Origin of the sequence: Microcoleus sp. MON1_C1, from assembly GCF_036701945.1 — a bacterium.
Classification (GTDB): Bacteria; Cyanobacteriota; Cyanobacteriia; order Cyanobacteriales; family Microcoleaceae; genus Microcoleus.
On record NZ_JAUBRO010000091.1, the window covers coordinates 1 to 12,625 of the forward strand.

Annotated in this window: 13 protein-coding genes and 1 pseudogene; 7 read left to right on the top strand and 7 right to left on the bottom strand. The window is 45.7% G+C overall.

Annotated features, from left to right (window positions below):
- Both QUA62_RS28150 and QUA62_RS28155 read left to right on the top strand, forming a co-directional pair.
- Positions 1 to 238: pseudogene (locus QUA62_RS28150) on the top strand (ISKra4 family transposase); the annotation flags it as partial.
- Positions 239 to 1,107: 869 nt separating this feature from the next.
- On the top strand, positions 1,108 to 1,731 hold the full coding sequence (locus QUA62_RS28155) for an SAM-dependent methyltransferase (RefSeq protein ID WP_333408112.1): 624 nt from the start codon (positions 1,108 to 1,110) through the stop codon (positions 1,729 to 1,731).
- 329 nt (positions 1,732 to 2,060) lie between these two features.
- Here QUA62_RS28155 and QUA62_RS28160 read toward each other — a convergent pair whose 3' ends face one another.
- On the bottom strand, positions 2,061 to 2,885 hold the full coding sequence (locus tag QUA62_RS28160) for an NAD-dependent epimerase/dehydratase family protein (RefSeq protein WP_333408113.1): 825 nt from the start codon (positions 2,883 to 2,885) through the stop codon (positions 2,061 to 2,063).
- Between the two features lie 79 nt (positions 2,886 to 2,964).
- Between QUA62_RS28160 and QUA62_RS28165 the strand changes: the two genes are divergently transcribed.
- Positions 2,965 to 3,849, top strand: a complete 885-nt coding sequence (locus QUA62_RS28165; protein WP_333408114.1) for a YkvA family protein — start codon at positions 2,965 to 2,967, stop codon at positions 3,847 to 3,849.
- A 163-nt stretch (positions 3,850 to 4,012) separates the two neighbouring features.
- Here QUA62_RS28165 and QUA62_RS28170 read toward each other — a convergent pair whose 3' ends face one another.
- Positions 4,013 to 4,327, bottom strand: a complete 315-nt coding sequence (locus QUA62_RS28170; protein WP_333220744.1) for a zinc ribbon domain-containing protein — start codon at positions 4,325 to 4,327, stop codon at positions 4,013 to 4,015.
- A gap of 154 nt (positions 4,328 to 4,481) precedes the next feature.
- On the opposite strand from QUA62_RS28170, the gene QUA62_RS28175 reads away from it, so the two are divergent.
- The 3 genes from QUA62_RS28175 to QUA62_RS28185 all read left to right on the top strand — a co-directional run bounded on the left by QUA62_RS28175 (position 4,482) and on the right by QUA62_RS28185 (position 6,053).
- Positions 4,482 to 4,655 carry a hypothetical protein gene (locus tag QUA62_RS28175; protein ID WP_333408115.1) on the top strand — a complete coding sequence of 58 codons (174 nt, stop codon included), beginning with the start codon at positions 4,482 to 4,484 and terminating at the stop codon, positions 4,653 to 4,655.
- Positions 4,656 to 4,696: 41 nt separating this feature from the next.
- On the top strand, positions 4,697 to 5,278 hold the full coding sequence (locus QUA62_RS28180; RefSeq protein ID WP_333408116.1) for a hypothetical protein: 582 nt from the start codon (positions 4,697 to 4,699) through the stop codon (positions 5,276 to 5,278).
- Between the two features lie 301 nt (positions 5,279 to 5,579).
- The gene (locus QUA62_RS28185) at positions 5,580 to 6,053 is read left to right on the top strand and encodes a TspO/MBR family protein (RefSeq protein WP_333408117.1); all 474 of its coding nucleotides are present in this window, start codon (positions 5,580 to 5,582) and stop codon (positions 6,051 to 6,053) included.
- A gap of 137 nt (positions 6,054 to 6,190) precedes the next feature.
- Here the strand turns inward: QUA62_RS28185 and QUA62_RS28190 are convergent, their stop codons facing one another.
- Genes QUA62_RS28190 through hslO form a run of 4 tightly spaced genes read right to left on the bottom strand, consistent with a single transcriptional unit; the run spans position 6,191 to position 9,866 of the window.
- Positions 6,191 to 6,601, bottom strand: coding sequence for an ester cyclase (locus tag QUA62_RS28190; protein ID WP_333408118.1), 411 nt, complete (start codon positions 6,599 to 6,601; stop codon positions 6,191 to 6,193).
- A gap of 59 nt (positions 6,602 to 6,660) precedes the next feature.
- Positions 6,661 to 8,721, bottom strand: coding sequence for a hypothetical protein (locus QUA62_RS28195; RefSeq protein ID WP_333408119.1), 2,061 nt, complete (start codon positions 8,719 to 8,721; stop codon positions 6,661 to 6,663).
- A complete protein-coding gene (locus QUA62_RS28200) occupies positions 8,718 to 8,942 on the bottom strand; it encodes a hypothetical protein (RefSeq protein WP_190655615.1) in 225 nt (74 codons plus the stop codon). The genes QUA62_RS28195 and QUA62_RS28200 overlap by 4 nt, the downstream gene beginning before the upstream one ends.
- A 24-nt stretch (positions 8,943 to 8,966) precedes the next feature.
- Positions 8,967 to 9,866, bottom strand: coding sequence for an Hsp33 family molecular chaperone HslO (gene hslO, locus QUA62_RS28205; protein ID WP_333220755.1), 900 nt, complete (start codon positions 9,864 to 9,866; stop codon positions 8,967 to 8,969).
- Positions 9,867 to 10,387: 521 nt separating this feature from the next.
- Between hslO and QUA62_RS28210 the strand changes: the two genes are divergently transcribed.
- Positions 10,388 to 11,041, top strand: a complete 654-nt coding sequence (locus QUA62_RS28210) for a Crp/Fnr family transcriptional regulator (RefSeq protein ID WP_333408120.1) — start codon at positions 10,388 to 10,390, stop codon at positions 11,039 to 11,041.
- 18 nt (positions 11,042 to 11,059) lie between these two features.
- Here QUA62_RS28210 and QUA62_RS28215 read toward each other — a convergent pair.
- On the bottom strand, positions 11,060 to 12,625 hold a 1,566-nt coding region (locus QUA62_RS28215), incomplete at its 5' end, for a CHAT domain-containing tetratricopeptide repeat protein (RefSeq protein ID WP_333408121.1).

Below are 12,625 nucleotides of genomic sequence, written 5' to 3' on the forward strand. Positions count from 1 at the left end.
AGTGAATTTTTGCAAATATTTAGAAAAGCACAAACAAAGGATTATTAACTATGAAGTTTGCTCAAGGGATGGCATCTCTTCAATTGGTTCAGGAGCGGTAGAATCAGGGATTAAGCAAATAGCCAGACGAATTAAAATATCAGGAGCTAGTTGGAAATCAGAACATGTGGGACAAGTATTAGCTCATCGTTGTGCTTACTTAAACGGCTTAATTGGTAATCAGGGAAAAGCTGGATAAGTATAATTGCTCACTGCAAAAGTGACATGCTCCCCATTGAATTGGAGTGGCAACACATTAAAAAAGATGAATTGGCTGCGACATTTGTTTGATGATGAGTTAGAACTCGCCTACGCCGTAATTCATGGAGTAGAAGTTAGAGGACAAAGGGGGAATTACACTACACAACGTCTTAAGTTTAACTCCAATTAGGTAACTTAATGTTTTGTTACATAGATTGGTTTTTTACCGCCTACCTACTTAGAGCTTTTTGTTCGTCAATATTACTACATCCTCTCTTGTCTAGCAGTTGCCAGTATAAAGGGATACTCCGTTTTTCCCAAACTAGGCTAAGCATAAATACATTATGAGTCCGCCATTGAGTCCGATCGATGACCAGTTTCAAAGGTTTAGATTTCTGAAACTTAGCTTTCAAGATTTCTTTAACAAGCGGAAACCACAGACTTTCTATTTTGAGGCAGTCTAATTGCAGAAATCTTTGTAAGCTGCGCCTTCGACTCTCAAATTGAATTGGGTAAGGCCAGAAAGAAGCCAATAATTCAATGCTAACTTGTTTATGGCTTTGTAAGATATATACCAAAGACTTGAGTGTATGGTATTGTGCCGGTTTGAGTTGTTTTTCTAGATGGTTTTGGTAAAATTGAGGAAACATAATTATGTAGATGGGGACACTTAAACAATTCTGACCCCATCTTTTTTTAGCTCAAGTTGACCAAATCCGCCACCAGTGGGACTTTTGACGGGGTTGTCACCCCGTCAGGACCTTAACTCTACAGATAGTGTAAAAGTTAAATTCTTTAGTATGTCCTGAATCTATATTTTTTGGTAGTATATTTAGCTAGATATTATGTAACTTACAGAGGTTAACAATGAAACCTTCAGAACCGGAATCAGTACCATCCAGCTTTTTTGATCAAACCTATCGCCAAAGTAAAGATCCTTGGAGATACACCTCTAGCTTTTATGAAACCAGTAAATTCAGAACAACGCTCAGATCCTTGCCAAAAGTCCGATTCAAAAATGCTTTTGAAATCGGATGTGCTATCGGCGTCCTCACCCAGAAACTTGCCAAAAAATGTGACAGATTGCTTTCAGTAGATTATTCAGAAGTAGGATTAGAGGAAGCGCGGAAACGCTGCCGCGATCTCCCACAGGTGCGATTTGAGCAGATGCAGATACCCCAGCAGTTCCCAACTGAGAAGTTCGATTTAATTTTATTCTCAGAAGTGGGCTATTATTTGACAATGCCAGACCTCCTGACAACCAAGCAAAAAATTATTGACCAGTTACTTCCAGGAGGTTATCTCTTGATGGTTCACTTTCGGTATCCAGTGGAAAGTTTCATCCTGAATGGTGACATAGTTCACGATACCTTTATCCAAGAGTCTGCACAGTTTTTGAAACATTTGGGCGATCCGCGCAAACAAAATTTCGGGATAGATATAGTAGGTCATCACAAACGCTATCAGATGGATTTGTTTCAGCGGTTGTAAATGATACCAGCCGATAAATTTCCAGAGAGTGCATCTACAATTAGTTCGGGAACACCCTTTATAGCTTTACCTTTATCTGTCAATAATATCAAGTCCGCGTCAATAATTCTAATTAATTAAGTTTGTAGTGAGAACCGATGTGATCAAAAGTCTTCCCAGATAAATATCCAACACTATTATTGTGAGTTATTGACCGGAGTTAATATAAATCGAAGAGCGATCGCCTTGTTAATTGCGAACATATATTGTGAGCTATTGACCGGAGTTGATATAAATCGAAGAGCGATCGCCTTGTTAATTGCGCACCTAAAAAAAGAGCGATCGCCCAACTAAAACTCCCGAATCTCAGGATGAACAAACTGATAACCAGCCGCCTTAATCTTGAGATTCGACACTCTCGCATTATAAGGCCGGACGCTAGGACTTCCATCCCAAGAAACTTTAGGCAAATTGTGAGTTTCAAAAATGCGATCGAGTAATTCGCGACTGGATAGCGACACATCCCCGACTAAATTATAAATTCCCTGCAATCGATTTTCCAAAGCAAAAGTTAACCCCCCAACAACATCATCCCGATGCACCCAATTAGTAGCATCTTCCCCCGCACCGGGACGAGTGTTCCCAGCCCAACGTCCAAAAATTTTAACTAATTCTCGCCCTGGCCCATAAATTCCTCCCAAACGGAGAATGCAGACGTGAAGATTGGCATTAGATGCTGCTAATAACACCCGTTCGGTTTCTGCGAGAATTTCACTGTTTGGATTACCCGGCGCAACGGGTGAATCTTCATTTACCACTTCACCTTGGCGATCGCCATACACAGAATAAGTACCCGTATAAATAACCTGCTTTACTGTTGGTATCTGCTGTAAAACCGATACTAAAGTTGTCGCAGTATCTAAATAACTTTCCCGATAAGCATGAGGATTTGGAGCACCGACGCACAGCATAACAGCATCTTGTTCTTGCAGTACAGCCGTCATTGCATCTTTGTCATTTCCTTTGAGCACGGCTACCCGCTGCGCGACACCCTCCAACTCAACTACTCGCGTCGCCGTCGTAGTTGTCGCCGTCACGGTACAATCAGATTTGCCGCGTAAATGTTTGGCTGTCGCAGTACCCACATAGCCGCAGCCGACGATCGCAACTTTCATAAAAAATTCTCCATTGTGTCATGCTCTCTAAAATTATTGCCGATTTCTGCAATCATAGCGCGCTGAGTTTTATGGTAAAATGCAAAGCATCATTATCAATCGGAGTAGCATCGTGTCCGAGAGAGATATTTTTGCCACATCCTCAGAAACCGAACTTAAGGCTTTTTATGGTTCTTTGTTTGCGATGGCAGCCGCCGATGGTTCCGTTGATATTGACGAACTAGATTTGTTATTTAAAACCATAAATTTAGAGAAATTTTCTGACTCTGCAAAGACTCAAATCCACTCCTACACAGTCAGTCCCCCATCACTCAGCGACTGTTTGCAAACACTCCGCCAGTCAGAAGAAACGCTGCGTTTGGGAGTCATGTATTTTTTAATCAACATTGCTTGGGCAAATAAGACGCTGCAGCGCGGAGAAAGCGAGGCGATCCAATCCGCAAAAAAACTGCTGGCGGTTTCCGACTTACAAATCCAAGCCATGCAGGAATTCATCGCAAACATGAAACAAATACAAAAGTCCGCGCCAACTAAAAATCCGGCATCGGCATCCTTCAAGTCTGGTGTTTCAGCGCTGAAAACTAATGGCATCTCTCTCGATTTGATCGACCCCAAAGGAACCACAACCAACCTGAGCAACCCCAAAACTAACTATTCAGATGACAGTTTTTGGGCTAAACTTAAAAACTTTGCTTTAACCGCAGGAAGAGAAGTAGTGGAAAAAGCTTTAATTCTCTACTATACGGCTCAGAACCCAAACGTGCCTGGTTGGGCAAAAGGAGTTGTAGTTGGAGCTTTGACCTATTTTATATCTCCCGCCGATGCCATTCCCGATATATTAGTCGGCATCGGATTTACAGACGATTTGGGAGTATTGTTGGCGGCACTAGCTACAGTTTCAGTATACATTAATGCTGACACTAAAGAACAAGCAAAACAAAAAATGAAAGATTGGTTTGGCTAATAATATTATGTCCGGTCGCTGGTATTGTGTGGGTCTGCATCGGAATAATATAATCTGAATAATATAGGAGTTTTCAATTCTCTGAAATAAAAGACACGGCACTGCCGTGTCCCTACCCAATATCTTTAATTCACTCAACTGAAAACTTAATTATTGTGGATTCTCAGTCTTTAATCGGCTTGCCCTCTCGATTGACAATACGGCTTTCACCATCCTTAGCCGTGACATTTTCATAAACCCCTTCATCCCGCTTTACATACTTGCTGAAACCCGAATTTTTATAATCAGTGTCGGATGTCGGCTTCATCAATCTCGGAGCGCTCAGCAGCCGGCGTACCGGAGCATCTGCGGGAGTCTCCCCAGGCTCGCACTTAGCCAACTCGCACAGTTGACCCCAAGTCGAAACTTCCAGGTTCATGCTGTGCCAAACTTCTAACTGCTGGTTGTTTTCGGGACACAAATAATCGTATACAGGCATATTAAGAATCTCGTTTGCAACTACTAAAATTACTAATTGCACGGTTATTGAGAATATTATAGCTCAACATTACTAAGAATTCAAGCCCAACAATCCAACTTTACTATTTTTAACGGTTGTTAAAACCATAAATCAGCTATATTATTAACCCTGTGTGCTTGCTCCCGGATGCGATCGAGACGAAGCCCAAAAGTACGCTACCCTGAAATCCTCTGACTCGATCCAACGATCGCACGATCGACGGCTAGCAAATGCCCGCAAGACTTCCCTCACTGCTGTCACAGTATTGATCGTCATTTTCAGACTGTACGCCAATCACAGATTCTAAGTTTCAATTTTATTTATTTACTCACCAGCGAGGATTTACCGATGAGCGATTTCAAAGTTACGCCAGAAGTAGAGCTGAACACAGCTCAAATGTTGGAGCGATACCAACTGCAAGATGAGACAAATCTGCGGCGTTGGGCAAAACTGCACGGCATCAACAGCACTCGTGGTTTCTTCTATCCCAGTGAAGTAGATTTGATGGATCACGCTCACCACCATCTCTACAATTTGGGAATGAGCATTGCGGATTACCAAAGTCTTTTAGACCGACGCCGCAGCCATTCCCAGACACCGGGCGACCAAAATAAAACAGTAGCAGGTCAAGTTGCTGACGAAGCATACGATGCCATAGAAACGCTAACCGATCAGTATGCTGAAGCTATTGATTTAATGGGAGAACGTATAGCAGACCATTTCATCGATGAACTCGATTTATCTGTGATGAGGCACCTTTCTAAAAAAGTGCAAGAGCGGCGCACTCTCAACGGTCAAACCAAAAAGCCTAACCGTTTTCTCCAAGTGATTAAAGCCGTGTTGCAACCCAGCAGTGAAAATACGCTTCTGGTTCCCAAAAAAGAGAATGACTCTAGTTTAGAATTAGAACAGCATCATCGGCTCGGCTAGTCGCCGATTTTTTTGAAAGACTAAGAGAGTTTTTGTTCAATTTACTGGTCAATTTTACTGAAAAGCAGACCCCAACCCTCCCCTTTTCAAGGGGAGGCAGCAAGAGCCACATTTTTTATATTATGAAACGGAATATAAAAAAATAAATTGAGATTTCCCCGAAGTCTAAATTACTTTTCAACTGATGTTGGGTTTCGCGACGGAACCAAACCTAATATAACTAGGGACAGATTGCGCGATCGCCAAAATTAGAGATAATATCTGCTGAATTGAACCTGTCAACCTCGCCCAAGGTAAAAAAATGATTAAATCCTGGATGGTAATTGGAGGCGTCGCCTTGATAGTAGCACTAGCAGCTAACTTAATCCCGCCCAGCGACATCCAATGGTTCAACCGCTTGCGGCGTCCGAGATGGCTAGTATTTGAAAGAGCAATTCCCCTAATTTGGACAGTAATTTTTATTTGTGCAGCTTGGTCAGCAGTGATTGTTTGGGAAAAAGAACCGGGAACTCAGGAGACTTGGCTGAGAATGGGTTTGTACCTGCTTTTAGAAATAGTAACTATGTCTTACACCTCGGTTATGTGCAAAGTTAGGAGCCTAAAAGTCGGCACAATAATCGGCGGAACGGGCGCTATTTTAAGCGTAATACTAGCTTTAACTGTGTTGCAAGTTTCCGAGGCTGCCGCCCTGTTATTGCTGCCTTACATACTTTGGAGTCCGATCGGCACTTACACCACTTGGGTCATGATGCACCTCAATCCGGCGGATGTTTAGGCTCTGGAATTAGTCATTTTAATGGGATTGCAAGCATCAGGAAAAAGCACCATTTTTCGGTAGTATCTAGCTGCAACGCAGGTTTTAGTCAGCAAAGACTTGATGCGAAATAATTGTACAGTTGCACCACTGGAAGCTTAGGATATGGGTAACCCAAGCTGCATGAACCAAGTGTGCTTGTCTATGTAACCGCGTTGAAAATGGATTTTGCCATCAACAACATGAAAGAAGCCACAGCCTTGCAGCGTAAAACTTTTGCCAGTTGGTAGGTTGCCACCAAACTCACCTAGAAATGTGCCGCCACCAGTCCACTCGACGATCGCCCACTCGCCATCCTCAAACAGATTCTCAACGTGCGTGTAATTGTCGGGAAAGGCTTGGAAGAAGGTAACAAAACTCTCAAGCAATGCCTCACGCCCGTTGAGAGGATCGCCGAAGGCAACTTGATGGTTCTCTGCATCGTCGTGATAAAGCTCGATCAGGGCGTGAGGGTCATGAGCGTTATAAGCAGAAACCCAGTCTTCGAGAACTTGCTTGGGCGTTTTCATTTTTGGTTCTCTAATACAGATAAGTAAAGATATTAGTTAGCACCTTCTCACCCTCAAATTTACCGACTCGGAGGGCTGCTCGGAGGCTCAGTTTCCGGGGGATCGGGAGGGGGAGATTCAGCATCCGAAGGATTCAGCGACTCCTCCCAAACTTCGATTTGCGATCGAGCTTGCTCAAAAGCCCGAGTACCCGAGGGAATTTTTTTCAAAGTCGCGATCGCCCCAGCCAGATCCGACGACGACTGTTCCACACCCAGCGCCAAAATCCGCTGGCTCCACTCATCAATCGCCTCACTCGCCTGCCACCGGAGCGAACTCGACTCCGGCACCTGAAGGGCCAGCGCAATAGCCGTTTGCAGAGCCTCCGCAGTCCCCGCTCGGGCTGCCTGACGGGCGTTCTGCAAACCTTGCTCGCCCTCAAATTGAGCCTCCCAAGCCCGAATGTTCGATTGAGCTTCCTCATAAAGCACCCGTCCCGATCGAATCCGGCGGGCCATCTCAATTGCCCCCGCCAAATTGCCGCCTGCCGCTAGCTGCTGAGCTCTATCCAAAAACGGCTGGTCAACAAGTCGCTGTCTCCTCTCGATCCAAGCTTGAATTTTGGTTTGAGCTTCCACGTAAAGCGCCCTACCTCTAGCTATCCGAGAAGCTTGAGCCACAGCAGCCTCCAGAGAATTCGGATCGCCGGTACTCGCCAAATCGTTCGCTCTTTGTAAATACGGACTGTCTTCCAGCAGCTCGATTTGACGGCTCAAGCTGCTAATTTGACGGAGAGCTTCCTGGGAGCGGGGATTTGATTCCGGGACTGTTTGCAATTGCGCGATCGCAGCCCTCAAATCATTTACCCCTCCCGGCGCCGCCAGCCTGCTTGCCAAATCCAAAACTTTCACATCAGCCATTTCTTGCTGCCAGCGGCCGACTAAATTTTGAGCTTGTTTGTATAAAGGGCGACCCGAATTCAACTTTTGAGCAATCTCGATCGCCTTGGAGAAACCCTCAACAGAGCCAGTCAAAGCCTGAGAAGTAGCATTCGCCAACTCATTAAAATCTTGTACTTGTTCCCTTAAATTTGCAGTGTCGGGAATCTTGTTAGCGATCGCGATCGCCTGCTGCCAATCGCCAGCCTGCAAGCGTTTTTGGGCGATCTCCAAAATTTTCTTGCTAAATTCCGCGATCGCCTTATTGGCAGCTTGATACAAATAACTCTTTTGACCAATTCCCTGAGCCAGCTTAATCCCCGCCACCAGATTGTCGAGACCTCCCTCCGAGGCTGTATTCCGGGCTTTGACCAACTTATTGCCCTCAGTCCGAGTCGCCTGAATTAGCTTAGTCAATTCCTCGTACTTAGTCGATTCCCAGAAAGTATTTCCCAAATCCAAAAGCAAAGTAGCTTGGCGGAAAGCCAGCGTCCACTCTTCCTTACGCAAGTGGTCTTCGGCCGTGCGGTAAATTTTCTCTGCTTCGCTCCATATCGACTGCCACTTTTCAATCTGCTTTTCCACCGCCGGGTAAGCAGGAACGTTTTGAGGAACCTTCTTCGCTATCGCAATCGCCTCTTGCAGCTTTCCTTCTTGGAAACTAGCATTTCCCAGCCTGAGCATATCCTCCGACCACCGAGCGATTTGACCGTTAATTCTCGGCCGCAGCGGATGGTTTTGTGGCAAAGCATTCACTAATTCGATCGCCAACAGCAAATCATCTGCCGTCCGCTTGCTTGCTGCTTCTTGAGCGCAAAAAAAGCGATCGTTAGCAGAAGCCGTCGGCCAAAAAATCTTTGAGCAATTCGACTGCGAGGTCAGGTTGAGCAAAGACGCAATTGCCACAAACCCCATACCCACCGACAGCAGCAAACTCACCGCCAGCCAAAACTGCCACTTATTCGACCAGCTCCGCCACAACTTGTGTGGCCCAGGCGGCTGCGAGTTTTCCCCAGACAAATTCGGCCGTAGTTCCAAATGCCCTCCCGGCAGTTTTCCCGAAGTAACCAGCTCTCGGAGCTCTTTAAGTCGTTCAGCCCGGTTTTTCCTTGCTGGTAACCGCACCAGCGACGAAGTATCCTTTGTTGACTCCAAGGATTCTGATGCAGACCAACGGCCTGGTGTTTTGCGATCTTGACTCATATCCTCACCACAAACAACAACCCGCCTGTCTTAATTATTTCAAAACAGCGATCGCTGCTATTGACTGCTCTATAGAATGTATTCATCACTTTTAAATACTCCAGCAGGCGAAAGACTACAAGAGACGATCGCCAAACCACAAAAATCAAAATTTTGTGATTAGGTAATTGATAATGGGTAATTGGCAATTGGTCAAGGCCTTCATCCCGACTCGCACTCATTATTGCCAATTACACATTATTGTCTCAAGAACCGGAGTTCGATCGCAAATCGCCGATCAGTTCTGCAAGTTGGTCGCTGTTAGCTTTGTAAACCTCGTTGCAGAAATGGCACGTAGCCTCAGCCCCGCCATCTTTTTCAATCATGTCTTGGAGTTCCGCTTCGCCCAACATTTTCAAAGCTCCCAAAACTCGATCGAACGAACAGCCGCAGTGAAACCGCACCATCTGAGTTTCCGGGAAAATTTCCAGGCCCATATCTCCCAGTAACTCTTCGAGAATCTGGGGCAGCGTTTTGCCCGATAGCAGCAGTGGCGTAAAGCCCGACAATTCAGCAACTCTAGATTCTAAAGTTTGCACCAATTTTTCGTCCGTTGCCGCCTTCGGCAGAACCTGCAACAGCACACCCCCAGACGCTTGTACCCCGCCCGCCCCCACAAACACCCCCAAAACCAGAGCCGAAGGCGTCTGCTCCGAGGTTGCCAAATAGTGAGTCAGATCGTCGCCAATTTCGCCGGAAACCAATTCTACCGTACTTGAGTAAGGGAAACCGTATCCAACGTCCCGCACCACGTACAAATAACCGTCACCTATTGCCCCGCCCACATCGAGTTTGCCTTTAGCATTGGGTGGCAGTTCCACTTCGGGATTGTCCACATAACCTCGAACTGTTCCATCGAGTCCCGCATCAATCAGAAGCCCCCCCAGCGGCCCATCTCCTTTGATGCGAATGTTGACTCTCGATTCGGGCCGCTTCATGCTGGAGGCGAGTAACAGCCCTGCCGACATCGTGCGCCCGAGGGCCGCTGTAGCCACGTAGGAGAGCTTGTGCCGCTGTCTTGCTTCTTCGGTAAGGCGGGTGGAAATGACGGCTACAGCGCGAATTCCGCCCTCTGCGGCTGTAGCGCGAATTAATTGATCGGCCATGAAAAACCTTACTTTGTCTTTTGATACCTTCTTGAACTATTTTAGAAGTTCTTGAAGGTTGTGGCAGAAGATAGCAGCAGTTGACTCGGCGGGCCTGTCCGTGCGATCGAACTTCAGAACTCGGCTCTGTTTTCTATAAAACCTCGAGCGACCAACTATTTATTAACAAATACTCTGATTGATTCTTCCACTTAAATATTTATTTAAAATGCCCACAATAACGAGGATTTTTTTTCATAATCCACCCGGATCTCACTCATTTTATAACAAAAAATCACTAACAACTAACAACTAACAACTATAGCAATCCTAAATCATTTGTGAATTTCTTACTCCCTCCCCTTTATAAGGGGAGGGTTGGGGTGGGGTAAAAAGTTTACGACTCATTTATGATTGCTATAACAACTAATGACTAAAGCTTATCTTGCCGCTAACCAGACGATTACCAAACCTTTACCTTGGCCGGCTAGAGTGAGAGGCGTAGGTCTCAGACCAGTGTTTTTTAGCTGGAAATAACGGATATGCCACCAACATCCAAAGCACTTTTAGCGGAAGTCCAGCATAACACAGGAGCGACTCGAAACTTGCATTTTTATGCCAAGGGCGAAACCATTCCTATGATGTCGCACGGTCTTTGGCGAGTCTGTCAAGGTCTAGCACAACTGAGCACGCTTTATCCAACCGGGGAAGAAGGACTTTTGGGTTGGGTTGGGCCTTCGATGTGCTTCGGTTTGTGGTTGACAAACTTGCAGACTTACCGAGCTACGGCGACATCAGATATTTATTTGATGTGGTATTCTATGGTGGAAATCGAAGCTTCTCCTCAATTGGCTCACGAGTTGCTGCCTCAAATGGTACGGCGACTGCGGCAAATGGAAGCAATTTTGGCGATCGCCGGACAGCGGCGAGTAGATGACCGTTTGTATCAGCTACTGCTATTATTGCAACAGGAATTCGGTCAGCCTGTGGTTGAGGGAACTCGTTTGAATATCCGCTTGACACATCAAGATATTGCTAATGCCATTTGCACAACGCGGGTAACAGTAACTCGAATGCTGGGAAAATTGCAGCAGCAAGGGTTAATCAGTCGAGATGGCGATCGGCATTTAATTCTTAACAAAGATGTTTTTGCCTCCACCTCCGATTTGTTTGGCTGCAACCCTCAAGCAGTGTAGCAAGCACCGAAAAAAATCTTATTCTGCTTCGCCAATCAGCGTAAACGCGGCCCAATCTTGCGGATTTGGGTGCATCTTCATTGTAATCAGCATTGCTTGCCGTAAAGCTTCAGCTTTATTCGGGTTTTTCTGTAACTGGCGATAGAATTCTCCCATTAATTCCGCTGTCTGCTCATCCGGCACTAACCACAGAGAAACGATAATACTGGAAACACCAGCACTAATGAAAGCACGAGATAACCCAAGCACACCATCACCTGTGAGTTTTCCTCGGCCAGTATTGCAAGCACTTAATACCACTAATTCAGCATTTAATTTTAAATCCAAAATTTCACTCGAAGTCAGCAATCCGTCATCATTTCCTGATGGACTCAGGGCGATCGCTCCCGGTAAATCTCGCCTCTTCACTTCATTGAGTAATCCGTGAGTTGCCAGATGAATAATCCGGGCTTTTAGCATCTGTTGAACAATCGATGCTTTAGTCGCTTGAGAGCCTGTAATCGGTTTAGTATTCAGAAGTTGGGCAATTGTAATTGCTTCCCGTTCGCTGCCCGGTAAGGCACGTAATTGCTGCGGCGGGGTGCCAATTTTGGGCATGGTTGGATTGCCGACGACGAGGTTATTTTGTACAGAAAGTCGTCGGACTTTTTGCCGCGATCGGTGGGTGAACTGTAAAATTTGAATGGCGGGAGCGGTGAGGATGGTATGTTTTTCAATCAGATATTGACCTGTCGGATCTTGTAAGGCGACAAAGGGAACTAAAAACAGGGATTTATGGGGAATGAAGATGACAGGAGCATTCGGGTCAGTAGGTAAAAGATCGGCAATGGGTTGAATGAGTAGTTGATAACTTTGCTGTAATTTGGGGTAGATTATGCGAGAATTAGCACGGGTAGAAGCAGGGGGATTAGCTGTTTGTTTATTGGCAGTGTCCCCCGATACACCCAGAGCATCGCGAGTGCCGCGAATCATCTCAGCTAAGGCTGTATCTTGCTCGTTTAATCCTCTCCTCCCGGTAGCAGCAGATACTCTTGTCCCTTCAGTGGCTTCGCGTAGATTGATGTTCAGAGATTTGAGGTCAACTGAGCGAAAGGTAATTTCACCAGTCGGCTTGATGACCCAAATATAAAGGGCTTCATTCCAAATAGTTGAATACTCGACGAGGGTAGCGTTTTGCTCTTTAGCGATTTGTTGAATTTGCTGGATATTGGGCGGGTTGATAGTAGGTGTGACAGAGGCAGATGGGGCTTGGCGAGATGCCAATAACTCCACAAAAGCTCGGGCTCTACCCCGTTCGGCAATTTCTAAAGCGTCATTAGTTTTTTTCTGAGCAATGAAGACTTTTTGTAAAGTGACGTAGGGGCTAGTTTGGGTTTCAAATATTGACACTTTATTGGCATCGTCTAATCCAGCACGGAGAGATTCCAAAACTTTAATACTATCAAGTAGGGTTTTCTCTGCTGCTGGGAGATTGCCAGATTTGGAGAGAGCAAGTCCTAGATTGTTGAGAGCCCCCCCCTCGCTTTGGCGGTCTTTAATTTCTCGCGCGATCGCCAACTGCTGCTGAGCGTACTCGATGGCTTT

What these genes read in the sequence shown, in the direction of transcription:
- QUA62_RS28155 (WP_333408112.1), top strand. Translation starts at nt 1,108, where the DNA reads ATGAAACCTTCAGAACCGGAATCAGTACCATCCAGCTTTTTTGATCAA.
- QUA62_RS28160 (WP_333408113.1), bottom strand. Translation starts at nt 2,885, where the DNA reads ATGAAAGTTGCGATCGTCGGCTGCGGCTATGTGGGTACTGCGACAGCC.
- QUA62_RS28165 (WP_333408114.1), top strand. Translation starts at nt 2,965, where the DNA reads ATGCAAAGCATCATTATCAATCGGAGTAGCATCGTGTCCGAGAGAGAT.
- QUA62_RS28170 (WP_333220744.1), bottom strand. Translation starts at nt 4,327, where the DNA reads ATGCCTGTATACGATTATTTGTGTCCCGAAAACAACCAGCAGTTAGAA.
- QUA62_RS28180 (WP_333408116.1), top strand. Translation starts at nt 4,697, where the DNA reads ATGAGCGATTTCAAAGTTACGCCAGAAGTAGAGCTGAACACAGCTCAA.
- QUA62_RS28185 (WP_333408117.1), top strand. Translation starts at nt 5,580, where the DNA reads ATGATTAAATCCTGGATGGTAATTGGAGGCGTCGCCTTGATAGTAGCA.
- QUA62_RS28190 (WP_333408118.1), bottom strand. Translation starts at nt 6,601, where the DNA reads ATGAAAACGCCCAAGCAAGTTCTCGAAGACTGGGTTTCTGCTTATAAC.
- QUA62_RS28195 (WP_333408119.1), bottom strand. Translation starts at nt 8,721, where the DNA reads ATGAGTCAAGATCGCAAAACACCAGGCCGTTGGTCTGCATCAGAATCC.
- QUA62_RS28200 (WP_190655615.1), bottom strand. Translation starts at nt 8,942, where the DNA reads ATGAGTGCGAGTCGGGATGAAGGCCTTGACCAATTGCCAATTACCCAT.
- hslO (WP_333220755.1), bottom strand. Translation starts at nt 9,866, where the DNA reads ATGGCCGATCAATTAATTCGCGCTACAGCCGCAGAGGGCGGAATTCGC.
- QUA62_RS28210 (WP_333408120.1), top strand. Translation starts at nt 10,388, where the DNA reads ATGCCACCAACATCCAAAGCACTTTTAGCGGAAGTCCAGCATAACACA.